Annotated in this window: 15 protein-coding genes; 9 read left to right on the top strand and 6 right to left on the bottom strand. The window is 58.2% G+C overall.

Annotated elements, in window-relative coordinates; all coding sequences use genetic code 11:
• Positions 1 to 98: 98 nt before the first annotated feature.
• Positions 99 to 665, bottom strand: a complete 567-nt coding sequence (gene grpE, locus CQ009_RS07520) for a nucleotide exchange factor GrpE (protein ID WP_064387876.1) — start codon at positions 663 to 665, stop codon at positions 99 to 101.
• A gap of 240 nt (positions 666 to 905) precedes the next feature.
• On the opposite strand from grpE, the gene recN reads away from it, so the two are divergent.
• The gene (gene recN / locus CQ009_RS07515) at positions 906 to 2,579 is read left to right on the top strand and encodes a DNA repair protein RecN (RefSeq protein ID WP_105705392.1); all 1,674 of its coding nucleotides are present in this window, start codon (positions 906 to 908) and stop codon (positions 2,577 to 2,579) included.
• Positions 2,580 to 2,654: 75 nt separating this feature from the next.
• Here recN and fur read toward each other — a convergent pair whose 3' ends face one another.
• Complete coding sequence (fur, locus tag CQ009_RS07510; protein WP_064387874.1) at positions 2,655 to 3,059, bottom strand: ferric iron uptake transcriptional regulator; 405 nt, start codon at positions 3,057 to 3,059, stop codon at positions 2,655 to 2,657.
• A gap of 97 nt (positions 3,060 to 3,156) precedes the next feature.
• On the opposite strand from fur, the gene CQ009_RS07505 reads away from it, so the two are divergent.
• A complete protein-coding gene (locus CQ009_RS07505) occupies positions 3,157 to 3,684 on the top strand; it encodes an outer membrane protein assembly factor BamE (RefSeq protein ID WP_064387873.1) in 528 nt (175 codons plus the stop codon).
• A gap of 60 nt (positions 3,685 to 3,744) precedes the next feature.
• Here CQ009_RS07505 and CQ009_RS07500 read toward each other — a convergent pair whose 3' ends face one another.
• Genes CQ009_RS07500 through CQ009_RS07490 form a run of 3 tightly spaced genes read right to left on the bottom strand, consistent with a single transcriptional unit; the run spans position 3,745 to position 5,897 of the window.
• A complete protein-coding gene (locus tag CQ009_RS07500) occupies positions 3,745 to 4,059 on the bottom strand; it encodes an RnfH family protein (RefSeq protein ID WP_105705390.1) in 315 nt (104 codons plus the stop codon).
• Entirely contained in the window at positions 4,052 to 4,486 is a 435-nt protein-coding gene (locus CQ009_RS07495) for a type II toxin-antitoxin system RatA family toxin (RefSeq protein ID WP_016986510.1), read from the bottom strand. Before CQ009_RS07495 ends, CQ009_RS07500 begins: the two co-directional genes overlap by 8 nt.
• Before the next feature lie 7 nt (positions 4,487 to 4,493).
• Complete coding sequence (locus tag CQ009_RS07490) at positions 4,494 to 5,897, bottom strand: sodium-dependent transporter (RefSeq protein WP_064387871.1); 1,404 nt, start codon at positions 5,895 to 5,897, stop codon at positions 4,494 to 4,496.
• A 119-nt stretch (positions 5,898 to 6,016) separates the two neighbouring features.
• Here CQ009_RS07490 and smpB point away from each other — a divergent pair, with 119 nt between their 5' ends.
• Positions 6,017 to 6,499, top strand: a complete 483-nt coding sequence (gene smpB / locus CQ009_RS07485) for an SsrA-binding protein SmpB (protein WP_008088297.1) — start codon at positions 6,017 to 6,019, stop codon at positions 6,497 to 6,499.
• Between the two features lie 119 nt (positions 6,500 to 6,618).
• On the opposite strand, the gene CQ009_RS07480 is transcribed toward smpB, so the two are convergent.
• Positions 6,619 to 7,386, bottom strand: a complete 768-nt coding sequence (locus CQ009_RS07480; RefSeq protein WP_007915207.1) for an FCD domain-containing protein — start codon at positions 7,384 to 7,386, stop codon at positions 6,619 to 6,621.
• A gap of 262 nt (positions 7,387 to 7,648) precedes the next feature.
• Here CQ009_RS07480 and CQ009_RS07475 point away from each other — a divergent pair, with 262 nt between their 5' ends.
• The 6 genes from CQ009_RS07475 to CQ009_RS07450 all read left to right on the top strand — a co-directional run bounded on the left by CQ009_RS07475 (position 7,649) and on the right by CQ009_RS07450 (position 15,667).
• Complete coding sequence (locus CQ009_RS07475; protein ID WP_034154408.1) at positions 7,649 to 9,343, top strand: lactate permease LctP family transporter; 1,695 nt, start codon at positions 7,649 to 7,651, stop codon at positions 9,341 to 9,343.
• A 161-nt stretch (positions 9,344 to 9,504) separates the two neighbouring features.
• Positions 9,505 to 10,329 carry a (Fe-S)-binding protein gene (locus CQ009_RS07470; RefSeq protein WP_105705388.1) on the top strand — a complete coding sequence of 275 codons (825 nt, stop codon included), beginning with the start codon at positions 9,505 to 9,507 and terminating at the stop codon, positions 10,327 to 10,329.
• Positions 10,326 to 11,780: a LutB/LldF family L-lactate oxidation iron-sulfur protein gene (locus tag CQ009_RS07465; RefSeq protein ID WP_105705386.1), complete on the top strand. Its 1,455-nt coding sequence runs from the start codon at positions 10,326 to 10,328 to the stop codon at positions 11,778 to 11,780. Before CQ009_RS07470 ends, CQ009_RS07465 begins: the two co-directional genes overlap by 4 nt.
• The gene (locus CQ009_RS07460; RefSeq protein ID WP_105705384.1) at positions 11,780 to 12,451 is read left to right on the top strand and encodes a lactate utilization protein; all 672 of its coding nucleotides are present in this window, start codon (positions 11,780 to 11,782) and stop codon (positions 12,449 to 12,451) included. The genes CQ009_RS07465 and CQ009_RS07460 overlap by 1 nt, the downstream gene beginning before the upstream one ends.
• Positions 12,448 to 15,258: an FAD-binding and (Fe-S)-binding domain-containing protein gene (locus tag CQ009_RS07455; protein ID WP_105705382.1), complete on the top strand. Its 2,811-nt coding sequence runs from the start codon at positions 12,448 to 12,450 to the stop codon at positions 15,256 to 15,258. Before CQ009_RS07460 ends, CQ009_RS07455 begins: the two co-directional genes overlap by 4 nt.
• A 130-nt stretch (positions 15,259 to 15,388) precedes the next feature.
• Positions 15,389 to 15,667: a hypothetical protein gene (locus CQ009_RS07450; protein WP_064387864.1), complete on the top strand. Its 279-nt coding sequence runs from the start codon at positions 15,389 to 15,391 to the stop codon at positions 15,665 to 15,667.
• Positions 15,668 to 15,753 lie beyond the last annotated feature (86 nt).

Here is a 15,753-nt window from a genome sequence, read left to right as displayed (position 1 = left end):
ACTCTCCCGAAACTTTTGATTTTGTTGCCGCAGCAGTGGTGGCTAACTGCGGTAATACTTAAACGCTTGACTTCTAAATGGGGGCCTTGCGGCTAATTTCAAGCCTTCTCGTCAATCGAAGGCGAAATTGGCGCAGGCGCCTTGCTGACCACAACCATGGCCGGGCGCAACAGGCGACCGTTGAGCTGGTAGCCTTTCTGAAACACCTTCAGAACACTGTTCGGTTCTACGTCGGCGCTTTCCTGCATGGCCATCGCCTGGTGGTGAACGGCGTTGAACGGTTCGCCATGCGGATCGATCGCCTCAAGCTGATAACGCTTGAGGGTGTCATGGAACATTTTCAGCGTCAGCTCGATGCCTTCGCGCATCGGACGGATGCTTTCGTCGTCCGGGTTCGACAGCTCAAGGCCGCGCTCCAGGCTGTCGACGATCGGCAGCAGGTCACTGGCAAATTTTTCCAGGGCAAACTTGTGCGCCTTTTCGACGTCCTGCTCGGCCCGACGACGGACATTCTGCAGATCGGCAGCTACACGCAGAGACTGATCCTGCGCGGCGGCCAATTGCTCTTCGAGCACTTGTACACGGGTCGCCAGGTCATCACCCGAACCTTCGGGCGCCTGATTGGCTTCTGGGTTTTGCGTATCTACTGTCTGTTCGTCAGCCATAGAATTCTCCTTTCAATTTCGTCCGCGAGCCTGACTCGCGCTTCTGCCCCGATATATGGGGCCGCAAAATCAGGCTTCAAGGGTCTTCAAGCATTAACCCTACAAAAAAGTGCCGCATTCTCATTCCCCGATGCACTAAGAACATTTTCAGTTCAAGCAAATCGAGCTAAGGGCAGGCATTGTCAGCCAGAAACAAAACACTGTATAAATAACCAGACCTAAAGCCTGGGAGCGGCCGTTATGCTGGTGCACCTGTCCGTACACAACTACGCCATCGTTGAACATCTCGATCTCGAACTTGATCGCGGGATGAGCGTGATCACAGGGGAAACCGGCGCCGGCAAGTCGATCATGCTCGACGCGTTGGGCCTGACGCTCGGCGATCGCGCCGACAGTGGCGTGGTTCGCCCCGGCGCTGACAAGGCCGACATTCTCGCGACTTTCGATCTGGTCGACATTCCCGAAGCCAGCGCCTGGCTGGCCGAGCGCGATCTGGACATCGACGGGCCGTGCATCCTGCGCCGCGTCATTACCAGCGAAGGTCGTTCGCGCGGCTATATCAACGGCACACCCTGCCCGCTTGGCGATCTGAAAGCACTCGGCGAATTGTTGATAGATATCCACAGCCAGCACGAACACCAGTCCCTGCTGAAAACCGATACCCATCGGCGCTTGCTGGATGAATACGCCGGTGCCACCGATCTGGCGCGCCAGGTGCACCTCGCCGCCCAGCGCTGGCGCCAGACCCGCCAGGAGCTGGAGCGCCTCTCCAATTCCGGCGACGAACAACGCGCGCGCCATCAACTGCTCAGCTACCAGCTCGAAGAGCTGGAAAACCTCGGCCTCGGCGATAACGAGCTTGAGCAGTTGGAGCAGGAACACAAAAACCTGACCAACGCTGAGACCTTGCTGGGCATTTGCCGGCAAGTGGTCGAGCAATGCAGTGAAAGCGATTCCGGCAATGTCTTGAACGCGCTGACCGCGAGCCTCAATCGCCTGTCGAGCGTGAATAACTCGGTTGGCGCACTGGGTGAGGCCAGCAGCCTGCTGACCAGCGCGCAGATTCAGGTCGAAGAGGCCGTCGGCGAACTCAATCGTTTCCTCGATAACTTCGATGCCGATCCGGCGCGTCTGCAGTATCTGGAAGAACGCCTCGACGCTATCTATACCCTGGCGCGCAAACACCGGATTCAACCGACAGAAGTCGCAGAAATGCAGCAAAAGTTGCTGGATGAAATCGAAACCCTCAACGCAAATGACGAATCCATTGAGCGCTTGGGTGAAGAGCTGGGCTCCTATGCCCGGCACTATCAAGAAAAGGCTCGGGAACTGAGCGATCTCCGCCACCAGGCTGCTGGCAGTCTCGCCAGCGCGGTTGAACAGGAGATTCAGCGACTGGGCATGCCTGGCGGTCGATTCACTATCGAATTGAAGGCCAACAGTAGCGACGAGTTGCTGCCCAATGGACTGGAGCAGGTCGAGTTGCTCGTCAGCGCTAACCCGGGCCAGCCTCTAAAGGCGCTCGCGAAAGTCGCTTCCGGCGGTGAACTGTCGCGGATCAGCCTGGCGATTCAGGTGATTACCGCGCAGACGTCCCGCGTTCCAACGCTGGTTTTTGACGAAGTCGACGTTGGTATCGGTGGCCCGACCGCTGAAATTGTCGGCCAATTGTTGCGTCGACTCGGTGAGCGCGGACAAGTATTGACGGTGACGCACTTGCCGCAAGTCGCGGCGCAAGGCCATCAGCATCTGTTTGTGCACAAGGTGCGCGGCGAACAGGCTACGCACACTGCCGTATCCAAACTGAGCAAGAACGATCGCATAGAAGAAGTTGCGCGGATGCTTGGTGGTATCGATCTAACCAAGGAATCACTCGCCCACGCGAAGAAGATGGTCATTACCGCGAAGGTTTGAGAACGACAGAAAGCACGAAGGCGACCCTGGGGTCGCCTTCGTTCGTTTCGCGAATCTGAAATTCGCGCGACATGCTTACTTTTTCTTGCGGATGTACAGCACCAGGTTGTGATCCACCAACTCGACACCGTGCTCCTCGGCAATTGCCTTCTGGAGTTTTTCGATTTCCGGGCTAACGAATTCGACAACCTCACCGGTCTCCACATCGACCATATGGTCGTGGTGACCGCCATCAGCCAGCTCGAAGACCGCGTGGCCGCCGTCGAAGTTGTGACGGACCACGAGGCCAGCCGCTTCGAACTGGGTCAGAACACGGTAAACCGTGGCCAGACCGACGTCCTCGCCAGCTTCCATCAACGCCTTGTAGACGTCCTCGGCACTCATGTGACGCTGCTCGGTGGAGTCGAGCATTTGCAGGATCTTGACCCGTGGCAGGGTCACTTTAAGGCCGGCTTTGCGTAGTTCGCTATTTTCAACCATGGTCAGCTTTCTCGCGATGCTGCTTCGCAGCTTCTCTTAATGCGGGTATGATCGGCGTTTACGTTGTCCCAGCCAAGATAGTGGAAGTCGCCCACCGATGCAAAACACCAAGCTCTTGCTAACCAGTTTCACCTTTGTGGGACTGCTCGCACTCGCCGGTTGTTCATTCCCCGGGGTTTACAAAATCGACATCCAGCAGGGCAATGTCGTCACGCAGGATATGATAGACCAGTTACGCCCGGGAATGACCCGGCCGCAAGTACGGTTTATCATGGGTAACCCCCTGCTGACCGACACGTTCCATGCCGATCGCTGGGATTATCTGTACAGCCTGCAACCGGGTGGCGGTGAACGCCAACAGGAACGCGTCAGCGTTATTTTCAACTCAAACGACCAGCTTGTCAGCCTGTCCGGTGACTTTATGCCGGGCGTCAGCCGTGACGAAGCCATTCTCGGCAAGGACAGTGGCACTTCTGTGACCGCTCCTGCTGAAAACGCCGAGAAGCCAGAACCGGAAAAACCGGTCAAGCCAGGTTCCTTGCTGGATCAGATCCAGAAGGACGTCGATGGTGTGGAAACCGTTCCGGTTCCAACGCCAGAGCCCCTGGACACCTCGCCGCAATAATTTGCGACGCAATAAAAAACCCGGAAATTCCGGGTTTTTTATTGTCTGAGATTTGGCTTTTTACGCGTTTCGAGCCTTGGCTTCGGCAGCCTTGGCCGCTCGCAAGCGTCGAACCTCTTTAGGATCGGCGAGCAACGGGCGATAAATCTCGATGCGATCTCCCGCCTGAATCACCCGCGAATCCGGGTCAGAGACTACTTTTCCAAAGATGCCCAGCGGGCACTCCGCCAGATTCAGCTCAGGAAACTCGCTATCAATACCCGATGCAAACACCGCAGCCCGCACCGTCGCGCCTTCTTTTACGCTGACAGCGCGTAAAACCTGACGATCCACAGCCGCGTATACCACCTCTATCTCGATCACTGACTCAACCATGCATCTGCTTGGCGCGCTGACAGAACGCGTCCACCAGCGTATTCGCGGCCTGATTGAACAGCGGCCCCAACGTCGCGCGCACCAGCGGCCCGGCATAGTCGAACGACAGATCCAGGCTGATCTTGCAGGCCTTCTCGTTCAACACCTTGAACACCCAGACGCCGTGCAGTTGATTGAACGGCCCTTCTTCCAGGTTCATTTCGATCGACTGCCCCGGCACCAGCGTATTGCGCGTCACAAAATGTTGACTGAGACCGCCCTTGGCCACGCCAACACTGGCGCGCATATGCTCCGGCGAGCTTTCCAGCACCTCAGCCGAAGAGCACCACGGCAGAAATTCCGGGTAACGCGCCACGTCGTTGACGAGGTCATAGAGAAATTGCGCCGGGTACGGCAGCAGCGCTGATCGTTGAATATGTGTCGTCATGTAAGCGTTACTTCCAGAGCTGAGCGGCAAACACTACAAGAATGCCGATGGGCGCCACGTAGCGCATCAAGAACAAAGACAGGGCAAACAGCGCCGGGTTACGGATCGACAGTTCGTCGCGTACCGCTTCACGCCCCATCACCCATCCGGCAAACAGCACAAAACACAGGCCACCGAGCGGCAACATGATCCGCGAGGTGAAGAAATCGATCACGCCAAAGAAGTCCAGACCACCCTGCGCACCCCATTGGTAGAGGTGGAACATCCCGCCTTCGTTCACGAAAAATTTGGCTTCCTTCCAGATATTGAAGGAGAACACCGTGCCCAGACCGACGAACCAGCAGATGAACGCCAGCCAGAAAGTCACCCACGCGCGACTGACTTTCGTGCGCTCAACCAGATAGGCAACCATCGGCTCGAGCAACGAAATCGCAGAACTCCATGCCGCAATCGCCACCAGCACAAAGAACACCACGCCCATCAACTGACCGAAAGCCACATTACCAAAGGCAAATGGCAGACTGACGAACATCAGGCCAGGCCCTTCGCTAGGATTCAGGCCTCCGGCAAACACAATCGGGAATAAGGCCAGACCGGCGACCAGCGACACAAAGGTATCCAGCAGTGCTACACCGACAACCGTGCCCGACAACGACGAACTCTTCGGCATGTAAGCGCCGTAGATCATGATCGAGCCGACACCAACGCTCAGCGAGAAGAACGCGTGCCCCATCGCTGGCAACAGGCCGTCGAGAACTTTTTCCGGGTGGAAGTCGAACATGAAATGCACGCCCTCCATGAAATGCCCGGTGGTCATGCTGTAACCCAGCAGCACCAGGATCATCACGAACAGCAGCGGCATCATGATGCGCAGGCTGCGCTCAAGCCCGGCGACCACGCCTTTGGCGATGACGAAGGCCGACAACAGCATGAAAATCGTATGCCAAAGTGTCAGGCGCCATGGATTGGAGATGACATTGCCGAAATAAGCGCCGACCTGATCGGCCGTCGCGCCCTGGAAATCACCGCGGCCCATGTCGACGATGTAGTCCAGCGACCAACCGCCAACCACGCTATAGAAAGACAGGATCAGCAACGCCGTGATCATCCCGGCAAACGCTCCCCACGACCATTTGCCCGAGTGCCCGGCTTCCAGCGCCAGCACCTTCAAGGCGTTCGCCGGACTTTGCCGGGCACGCCGGCCGATCAGGGTTTCAGCGAGCATGACCGGGATGCCGATCAGCGCGATGCACGCCAGAAACATCAGTACAAACGCACCGCCGCCGTAGACCCCGACCATGTAGGGGAACTTCCAGATACTACCCAGTCCCACGGCCGAACCGGTCGCGGCGAGTATGAATACCCAGCGGCTAGCCCAACTGCCGTGGACAGAAACCTTGTCTGTCGACATCGTTTATCACGCCCAAGCGTTAGAAAAAGAGGCCGCATTGTCCGGGATTCACTCAACCTGCTCAAGCACGCAGCATCACCGTAGCCGACAGCCGTTTATCTCCATATAATGCCGCCCCTATGGCTAAACAGAAGAAACACCCAACAGGGACCATCGCGCAGAACAAAAAGGCGCGACACGATTACTTCATCGAGCACAAGTTCGAGGCTGGTCTGGTCCTGGCCGGCTGGGAAGTAAAAAGTCTGCGGGCAAGCAAGCTACAGCTGGTTGACAGCTATGTCCTGCTCAAGGATGGCGAAGCGTGGCTGCTGGGTAGCCACATCACGCCTCTGATGACCGCAAGCACCCACGTCATCGCCGACCCGGTGCGCACACGCAAACTGCTGCTCAACCGCCGCGAGCTGGAAAAGCTTGCAGCGATGGTGCAGCAAAAGGGTTACGCCTGCGTCTGCCTGTCCTGGTACTGGAGCAAGCACATGGTCAAGTGCGAGATCGCTCTGGGCAAGGGCAAAAAGGAATACGACAAGCGTGATACCGAACGCGAGCGCGATGCCGGTCGTGAACTGCAGCGTGCCGTGCGCAACAAGGGCAAGGAAGATTAATTTCTTCTGCCTTTAGAGCGTATTCGCGAGCAGGCTCGCTCCCACCTTGGAATGCATTCCAATTGTGGGAGCGAGCCTGCTCGCGAAAGCTATTGCATCATCAACACAGAAATAACTGATCACATCCCCTTGCGCCGCTCCGCTCGAGCCATGCGCTGAACTTCCTGCCGCACCTCTTCCAGCACTTCCTGCACATACAAAATATGTCGGCTGGAGACTTCTCTAGCCTGCTCCGCACGACCTTCAATAATCGCCAGATACAATTCCCGATGCTGGGTAATCAGCATGTCGCGGGTTTCCGTGCGCTGCTTGTACATGCCGCCGATGTTGGTGACGACGTTGCGCTTAAGAAGATCGAACAGCCCGCGAATGGTGTGCAGCAACACCGCGTTATGGCTGGCTTCAGCAATCGCCAGATGAAATTTCGCATCCGCCGCGCCCTCCTCCGCCCGACTCACTTCGTCATGGCGTGAATAACAATCCTGCAACTCTTCGAACGCCGCCGTCAGCCGCTCGCGATCAACATCCGTCGCACGCAATGCTGCGTAATAGGCGCACGATGCCTCCAGGGTGTGGCGAAATTCGAGCAAATCACGCTGTGCCTCGGGGTTGCTTTCGAGCAATTGCAGCAGCGGATCGCTGAACGTTGAGCCCAGACTCTCGACCACGTAATTGCCGCCGCCCTGCCGGCTGACCAGCAGGCCTTTCGCCGCCAGTTTCTGGATCGCTTCACGCAGCGACGGCCGTGATACGCCAAATTGTTCAGCCAGCGTGCGCTCCGCCGGAAGTCGTTCGCCGGACTTCAGCGTGCCCTCAAGGATCATCCCCTCGAGTCGCTCGACAATATCGTCAGACAAACGGCGTTGCCGAATCTGATCAAACCCCATAACTCATTTCTCCACGATCCCGACCGCTCGCCGGGCTCTCTATTCTGGCCTATCGGCGCCTTGTCGACACCTACCAGACGCCACTTGCCGAAACCGGATCAGATGCGCTCTGCACCGCTTGTTCGACAAAAGTTTTAGCGCGGCAAATTGACACACCGACATCAAGGCTTTTACCCTAGCCAACAGCGATTGTAAATTGGTCTTACCAATTATCCAAGAACGCTGACAGTGCCTGACCAACAACAATTAGGGGCCACCCCATATGCAAACCTGGCAACAGCTCTACAGCCCGCTCGGCAGTCTCGGCGTGTCCGCACTCGCGGCCGTCATTCCCATCGTGTTCTTTTTCCTCGCGCTGGCGGTGTTCCGCCTCAAAGGCCATGTGGCCGGCAGCATTACCCTCGCCCTGTCGATTGCCGTGGCGATCTTCGCGTTTCAGATGCCGGTCGACATGGCTTTCGCCGCCGCCGGTTATGGTTTCGCCTACGGTCTGTGGCCGATTGCCTGGATCATTGTCGCAGCGGTGTTCCTCTACAAACTGACGGTGAAAAGTGGTCAGTTCGAGGTCATTCGCAGCTCGGTGTTATCAATTACTGACGACCAGCGCCTGCAAGTGCTGCTGATCGGTTTCTGCTTCGGTGCGTTCCTGGAAGGTGCCGCCGGTTTCGGCGCTCCGGTGGCGATTACTGCCGCACTTCTTGTCGGGCTGGGCTTCAACCCGCTGTACGCCGCCGGCCTGTGCCTGATCGCCAACACCGCACCGGTTGCGTTCGGCGCACTGGGAATTCCGATCATCGTCGCAGGCCAGGTGACCGGCATCGATGCATTCAAAATCGGCGCCATGACCGGTCGCCAGTTGCCGCTGCTGTCGCTGTTCGTGCCGTTCTGGCTGGTGTTCATGATGGATGGTCTGCGTGGCGTGCGCGAAACCTGGCCCGCGGCACTGGTTGCCGGCCTGAGCTTCGCCATCACTCAATACTTCACCTCGAACTTCATCGGCCCAGAGCTGCCGGACATCACTTCGGCGCTAGCGAGCCTGATCTCCCTGACCCTGTTCCTGAAAGTCTGGCAGCCGAAACGCACAGCAGGTGCGCAGATCGCTGGCGCCACATCCAGTGCTGCAATCACCGCCAGCGTCGGTGGCTTCGGCCAGAAGCGTACGACCGTGGCGTCGCCTTACAGTCTCGGGGAAATTTTCAAAGCCTGGTCGCCGTTCCTGATCCTCACCGTGCTGGTAACGATCTGGACGTTGAAACCTTTCAAAGCGATGTTCGCCGCCGGCGGCTCGATGTACAGCTGGGTGTTCAACTTCGCGATTCCGCACCTTGATCAACTGGTGATCAAAACCGCACCGATCGTGGCCGCTCCAACAGCAATTCCGGCGGTGTTCAAACTTGATCCGATTTCCGCGACCGGCACCGCTATTTTCTTCTCTGCGCTGATCTCGATGCTGGTGCTGAAGATCAATTTCAAAACTGGTCTTACCACTTTGAAAGAGACCTTCTACGAACTGCGCTGGCCAATCCTGTCGATCGGCATGGTGCTGGCGTTTGCCTTCGTCACCAACTACTCCGGCATGTCTTCGACCATGGCCCTGGTATTGGCCGGCACGGGCGCGGCGTTCCCGTTCTTCTCGCCATTCCTTGGTTGGTTGGGCGTGTTCCTCACCGGTTCGGATACCTCTTCGAACGCCCTGTTCAGTTCGTTGCAGGCGACCACTGCGCATCAAATCGGCGTCAACGACACCTTGCTGGTAGCGGCGAACACCAGCGGCGGCGTGACCGGCAAGATGATCTCACCACAATCGATCGCCGTGGCCTGCGCAGCGACCGGCCTGGTGGGCAAGGAATCGGATCTGTTCCGCTTCACCCTCAAGCACAGCCTATTCTTTGCAACGATTGTCGGCCTGATCACCCTGGCTCAGGCCTACTGGTTCACCGGCATGCTGGTGCACTAAACCTGCAAGACGCCTACAAGAAGCATGGAAATAACCGACGCCGGTTCGTGATGCCGGCGTCAGCAACTCACAACCCGGTCTGTAAGGCTGCTGAAAGCATTGCTCTCTATATTCAGCAGCCGCTACAGACGGATAACCGGGACCACCCGGAGACACGCCTGATGAGCGAGCTTTTTTACAACGCCGTGCCCAACGCGACCCGCGTGGCACCGCCACTGCCCGAACCTCGGCAATACCCCAGCGAGAAACCGCCACGGGTCTACCTGTTCGGCACATGCGTGGTCGACCTGTTCTACCCCGAAGCCGGGATGGACGCGATCCACTTGCTGGAGCGCGAAGGCATTCGGGTCGAGTATCCGCAAGGGCAGAGTTGCTGCGGCCAACCGGCCTACACCTCGGGTTATACCGAGCAGGCGCGGACGGTAGCGCGCTCGCAACTGGCGCTGTTTGCCGGGGATTTTCCGGTGGTGGTGCCGTCGGGTTCCTGCGCCGGCATGCTGCGCGAGCATTACGCCGACTTGTTCAAGGACGAGCCGGAAACGTTGAAACAGGTTCAGGCCCTCGCGGCCCGCACCTATGAACTGGCCGAGTTTCTGCTGTTCGTCTGCAAGGTGCAGCTCAAGGACAGCGGCGCACCGGTCAAAGTCGCGCTGCACACTTCGTGTTCGGCACGCCGCGAAATGAACACCCACCTGCACGGCCGCGAGTTGTTGGCGCAGTTGAGCAACGTGGAACGGGTCAACCATGACCACGAAAGCGAATGCTGTGGCTTCGGCGGAACATTCAGCGTCCGTATGCCAGACATTTCCGGCGCGATGGTGGCTGACAAGACCAAAGCGTTGAAGGATTCCGGCGCGCACAAGGTGTTGAGCGCCGACTGTGGCTGTTTGATGAACATCAACGGCGCATTGGAGAAACAAAAAGAAGCGCTGCGCGGGCAACATCTCGCCAGTTTTCTTTGGCAACGAACCGGAGGTGCGAAATGAGCACTTCCGCGATTATTCCTACGGTCGCCGTAGAAGAAGATTTCCGCACCCGGGCACACAATGCCTTGGGCGATCAGCAGTTGCGGAACAACTTCCGCACTGCCATGGATTCACTGATGGTCAAGCGGGCAGCCGCTTTCAGTGATCCCCATGAAAGAGAACATTTGCGCGCACTGGGCAATTCGATCAAAGCCCGCGCGCTGTCCAAGTTGCCCGACCTGCTCGAGCAACTGGAACAGAACCTGACCCGCAACGGTGTGACAGTGCACTGGGCGGAAACGGTGGACGAGGCCAATGGCATCGTCTTATCGATCATCCGCGCTCACGAGGCGCGGCAAGTGATCAAGGGCAAATCGATGGTCAGCGAAGAGATGGAGATGAACCATTTCCTCGGGGCTCGGGACATTGAATGTCTGGAGTCCGATATGGGGGAATACATCGTCCAGCTCGACCACGAGAAGCCTTCACACATCATTATGCCGGCGATCCACAAGAATGCCGGTCAGGTCGCGTCCTTGTTCCACGACAAACTTGGCGTGGAATACACCAAGGACGTTGACCAACTCATTCAGATCGGTCGCAGAGTCCTGCGGCAGAAATTCTTCGAAGCGGACATCGGCGTCTCCGGTGTCAACTTCGCCGTGGCCGAAACCGGCACCCTGCTGCTGGTGGAAAACGAAGGTAACGGCCGCATGACCACCACCGTGCCGCCGGTGCACATCGCCGTCACCGGCATCGAAAAAGTCGTGGAAAACCTGCGTGATGTGGTGCCGCTGCTGTCACTGCTGACCCGCTCGGCGCTGGGCATTCCGATCACCACTTACGTCAACATGATCTCCGGCCCGCGCAAGGAACATGAACTCGACGGTCCGCAGGAAGTGCATCTGGTCCTGCTCGACAACGGTCGCAGCCAGGCCTTCGCCGACAGCGAATTGCGCCAGACCCTGAACTGCATCCGCTGCGGCGCCTGCATGAACCATTGCCCGGTCTACACCCGCGTCGGTGGCCACACCTATGGCGAGGTTTACCCTGGACCGATCGGCAAAATCATCACCCCGCACATGGTTGGTCTGGCCAAGGTTCCGGATCACCCGAGTGCTTCGTCGCTGTGCGGCGCCTGCGGTGAAGTGTGCCCGGTAAAAATTCCTATCCCCGCGATCCTGCGGCGCCTGCGCGAAGAGAACGTCAAAGCCCCGGACAGCCCACATCAAGTGATGCGCGGTCAGGGCAGCAAGTATTCGCGCAAGGAACGCTTTATCTGGAACGCCTGGGCGAGACTCAACAGCTCGCCAACCTTGTATCGACTGTTCGGTTTCTTCGCCACGCGCCTGCGTGCGCTGACTCCGAATAACGTCGGCCCGTGGACGCAAAATCACAGCGCACCGAAACCTGCCGCGCGCTCACTGCACGACATGGCCCGTGAGCATCTGGCCAAACAGGGAGACCGTTGATGAGCGCCAAGCAAAATATCCTCGGCAAACTGCGGAAAAGTCTGACGGGTACCACGCCGATTGCCGACGACTTCGATGTCGATCTGGTGACGCAGTCTTACACCTACACTGCCGAACAGCGCATCCCGCAACTGCGCAAACTGATGGAAGCGGTGCACACCGAAATCCACCTGACCTCGGGCGAAAAGTGGCCAGCGCTGCTTGCGCAATTGTTGCGCGATCGTCAGTTGCCGAGCCTGTTGATTGCACCGACTACCGCCCACGGGCAGAAAATCACACAGCACTGGGCGAACAATCCCGAGCTGCCGACGCTGAAATCCTACGACCGACCAATGGAAGAGTGGAAAGCCGAACTGTTCAACGATACCCCGGCAAGTATCACCGGAACCCTCGGCGCCATCGCCGCAACCGGCAGCCTGATTCTGTGGCCAACCCGCGAAGAACCGCGTTTGATGAGCCTGGTGCCACCGGTGCATTTCGCTTTGCTCAAGGCCAGTGAAATCCGCGACAACTTCTATCAGGTGCAACAGCAATTCGAATGGGCGCAAGGCATGCCGACCAACGCGTTGCTGGTGTCCGGCCCGTCGAAAACTGCAGACATCGAGCAAGTACTGGCTTACGGCGCCCACGGCCCGAAAGATCTGGTGGTACTGATTCTGGAGGACCAATGACGCTTCCAGTGAGTTTCCTGCGTGATGCGCAGCAATTGATTCCGGCCCAGCGCCGCTTTGATGATCCGTTATCGACACTGGCTTTCGGCACCGACGCGAGTTTTTATCGGCTGATTCCGCAACTGGTGATTCGCGTCGAATCTGAAGATGAAGTGGTGGCACTGCTGAAACTGGCTCAGCGCGATCATGTTCCGGTGACGTTCCGCGCCGCCGGCACCAGCCTGTCCGGTCAGGCGATCAGCGATTCCGTGCTGATTGTGCTTGGGGATAACTGGAACGCTCGCGAAATTCGCGGCCAAGGCACGCAGATTCGCCTGCAACCGGGGGTGATCGGCGCACAGGCCAACGCGTGGCTCGCACCGTTCGGGCGCAAGATCGGCCCCGACCCGGCATCGATCAACGCCTGCAAAATCGGCGGCATCGTCGCCAACAACGCCAGCGGCATGTGCTGTGGCACCGCGCAAAATACCTATCACACGCTGGCTGGCATTCGCCTGGTGCTGGCTGATGGCTCGCGCCTGGATACCGAAGATGCCGCCAGTGTTGCGGCGTTTCGCAGCAGTCACGGCGATCTGCTCGAACGCCTGACGACGTTGGGCCGCGAAACCCGCGCCAACGCCGAACTGGCTGCACGAATCCGCCACAAATACCGTCTGAAAAATACCACCGGCCTGTCACTCAACGCCTTGGTGGACTTCGATGAGCCTGTGGATATCTTGAGCCACTTGCTGGTCGGCTCCGAAGGCACGCTCGGCTTCATCAGCGCGGTAACTTACGACACGGTGATTGATCACCCGAACAAAGCCTCGGCGCTGATCGTGTTCCCGGATGTGGAAACCTGCTGCAACGCGGTCACCGTGCTGAAAAGCCAAGCGGTTTCCGCCGTAGAGTTACTGGACCGGCGCAGTCTGCGCTCGGTGCAGGACAAACCTGGCATGCCCGCTTTCGTACAACAGCTGTCGAATAAAGCCTGCGCGCTGCTGATTGAATCCCGCGCTGCATCTTCTTCTTTGCTACAGGAACAACTGGCGCAAATCATGGCGTCGCTCAGCGGTTTCCCGGTGGAGAAGCAAGTCGACTTCAGCGAAGACCCTGTGGAAAACGCCAAGCTGTGGGCGATCCGCAAAGACACCTTCCCCGCCGTCGGCGCCGTGCGAAAAACCGGCACCACGGTGATCATCGAAGACGTGACCTTCCCGGTCGAACAACTGGCCATCGGCGTAAATCGCTTGATCGAGCTGTTCGACAAACATTCCTACGATGAAGCGATCCTTTTCGGACACGCACTGGAAGGCAATCTGCACTTCGTCTTCACTCAAGGCTTCAACAACCCGGAAGAGGTCGCCCGCTATCAAGCGTTCATGGACGACGTCGCGCAATTGGTGGCAGTGGAATTCGGTGGTTCGCTGAAAGCCGAACACGGCACCGGACGCAACATGGCGCCGTTCGTGGAACTGGAATGGGGCAGCGACGCCTATCAACTGATGTGGCAGCTCAAACGTCTGCTCGACCCTAATGGCATTCTCAACCCGGACGTGGTGCTCAGCGAAGATCCGCAGATCCACCTCAAACACCTGAAACCGCTGCCGGCGGCCGACGAGATTGTGGATAAGTGCATCGAGTGTGGGTTCTGCGAACCGGTCTGCCCGTCGAAAGGCCTGACCCTGAGTCCACGCCAGCGCATCGTGATCTGGCGCGATATACAGGCGAAGAAACGTGCCGGCGTCGACACCACCGAACTGGAAAAAGCCTACGAGTATCAAGGCATCGACACCTGCGCCGCGACGGGTCTGTGTGCACAGCGTTGCCCTGTAGGCATCAATACCGGCGAGCTGGTGAAAAAGCTCCGTGGCCGACACGCGAAGCATCAGAAAACCGCTGACTGGATCGAAGGAAACTTCGCCAAGACTTTGCAAGGCGCACGCTTCACCCTGCATGTGGCCAACGGTGCACGGATGATGCTCGGCGCACCGCGCCTGGCGAAACTTTCGGCGACGATTACGCGCCTGTCCAAGGGCCAGGTGCCACTGTGGACGAATGCGATGCCACAACCGGAGAAAGCCATTCGCTTTAGTCCGAGCATGTCGGACGAACGTCCGCGCGTGGTCTATCTGGCCGCGTGTGTGTCGCGGGTCATGGGCCCGGCGGCGGGTGATAAAGAGCAAATGTCGCTGTACGACAAAACCCGTGGCCTGTTGGAAAAGGCCGGTTACCAAGTGGTCTTCCCGGACAATCAGGACAACCTCTGCTGCGGTCAGCCTTTCGCCTCCAAAGGCTATGCCGAGCAAGCCGAACACAAACGCCAGGAGCTGATCAGCGCACTGCTGCACGCCAGTCGCGGCGGGCTCGACCCGATCTACTGCGACACCAGCCCATGCACGTTGCGGCTGGTGCAGGACGTAGGAGAAACCCGTCTGGATCTGTACGACCCGGTGCGTTTCATCCGTACGCATCTTCTCGAACGACTGGATTTCACCCCGCAAGACGCACCGATTGCCGTGCACGTGACCTGCAGCACGCAACATCTGGGCGAAAGCCAGGCGTTGATCGATCTGGTGCGCAAGTGCAGCAAGACCGTGGTGATCCCGGAGGGCATTCATTGTTGCGGATTTGCCGGTGACAAGGGCTTTACCACGCCAGAGTTGAACAGCCACTCACTGCGCACGCTCAAGGAGGCCGTGCAGCATTGCAGCGAGGGAATTTCCACCAGCCGAACCTGTGAGATCGGCCTGACACAACATGGCGGAATCGACTATCACGGGCTGGTCTATCTGGTGGATCGAGTGACCCGGGCAAAGGCCTGCTGAAGAAAAATAGAACCCTTGAGTTCGACTGTAGTCCACAGATTAACCCCGACTGATCGGGGTTTTTCATCCATTCGGTTGCCCGTCCTGACGGCCAGCGAAGTCTGGACCCACTCGGTTCAAGGAGATACACATGAAACGTTCTGTACTGTTAGGTCTGTTCGTTACTGCATCGATGATGGCGTCCACTTCGTTTGCCGCGGACAAACCTGCGGACCTGTGCGATGCCAATATCCAGACCATTCAAAGTGGCAAGGCGCAGTTGTCTGCGAATCCAGAGCTGAGCCAGCGCGCTGAAGCCAGTGTGACCAGAGCTCAGTCGCTCAAGGCCGAGGGCAAGATCGATGACTGTGTAGCGGAAACCTCGCAAACCATCGTCGAACTGCGCAAAGCCACCGGCACCAACAACTGATCAGCGTCCAGGCCAACCTTCGGGTTGGCCTTGTGGGCTGATTGGCGTACACTGCGCAGGCTTGTTGCTCAAACAGATGTACTGAG

Origin of the sequence: Pseudomonas sp. MYb2 (assembly GCF_002979955.1) — a bacterium.
GTDB lineage: Bacteria > Pseudomonadota > Gammaproteobacteria > Pseudomonadales > Pseudomonadaceae > Aquipseudomonas.
Note: the sequence above shows the minus strand (reverse complement) of the source record. Positions and strands in the feature narration are given on the sequence as shown.

What these genes read in the sequence shown, in the direction of transcription:
- CQ009_RS07455 (WP_105705382.1), top strand. Translation starts at nt 12,448, where the DNA reads ATGACGCTTCCAGTGAGTTTCCTGCGTGATGCGCAGCAATTGATTCCG.
- CQ009_RS07505 (WP_064387873.1), top strand. Translation starts at nt 3,157, where the DNA reads ATGCAAAACACCAAGCTCTTGCTAACCAGTTTCACCTTTGTGGGACTG.
- CQ009_RS07470 (WP_105705388.1), top strand. Translation starts at nt 9,505, where the DNA reads ATGAGCGAGCTTTTTTACAACGCCGTGCCCAACGCGACCCGCGTGGCA.
- recN (WP_105705392.1), top strand. Translation starts at nt 906, where the DNA reads ATGCTGGTGCACCTGTCCGTACACAACTACGCCATCGTTGAACATCTC.
- smpB (WP_008088297.1), top strand. Translation starts at nt 6,017, where the DNA reads ATGGCTAAACAGAAGAAACACCCAACAGGGACCATCGCGCAGAACAAA.
- fur (WP_064387874.1), bottom strand. Translation starts at nt 3,059, where the DNA reads ATGGTTGAAAATAGCGAACTACGCAAAGCCGGCCTTAAAGTGACCCTG.
- CQ009_RS07465 (WP_105705386.1), top strand. Translation starts at nt 10,326, where the DNA reads ATGAGCACTTCCGCGATTATTCCTACGGTCGCCGTAGAAGAAGATTTC.
- CQ009_RS07495 (WP_016986510.1), bottom strand. Translation starts at nt 4,486, where the DNA reads ATGACGACACATATTCAACGATCAGCGCTGCTGCCGTACCCGGCGCAA.
- CQ009_RS07490 (WP_064387871.1), bottom strand. Translation starts at nt 5,897, where the DNA reads ATGTCGACAGACAAGGTTTCTGTCCACGGCAGTTGGGCTAGCCGCTGG.
- CQ009_RS07475 (WP_034154408.1), top strand. Translation starts at nt 7,649, where the DNA reads ATGCAAACCTGGCAACAGCTCTACAGCCCGCTCGGCAGTCTCGGCGTG.
- CQ009_RS07480 (WP_007915207.1), bottom strand. Translation starts at nt 7,386, where the DNA reads ATGGGGTTTGATCAGATTCGGCAACGCCGTTTGTCTGACGATATTGTC.
- CQ009_RS07460 (WP_105705384.1), top strand. Translation starts at nt 11,780, where the DNA reads ATGAGCGCCAAGCAAAATATCCTCGGCAAACTGCGGAAAAGTCTGACG.
- CQ009_RS07450 (WP_064387864.1), top strand. Translation starts at nt 15,389, where the DNA reads ATGAAACGTTCTGTACTGTTAGGTCTGTTCGTTACTGCATCGATGATG.
- grpE (WP_064387876.1), bottom strand. Translation starts at nt 665, where the DNA reads ATGGCTGACGAACAGACAGTAGATACGCAAAACCCAGAAGCCAATCAG.
- CQ009_RS07500 (WP_105705390.1), bottom strand. Translation starts at nt 4,059, where the DNA reads ATGGTTGAGTCAGTGATCGAGATAGAGGTGGTATACGCGGCTGTGGAT.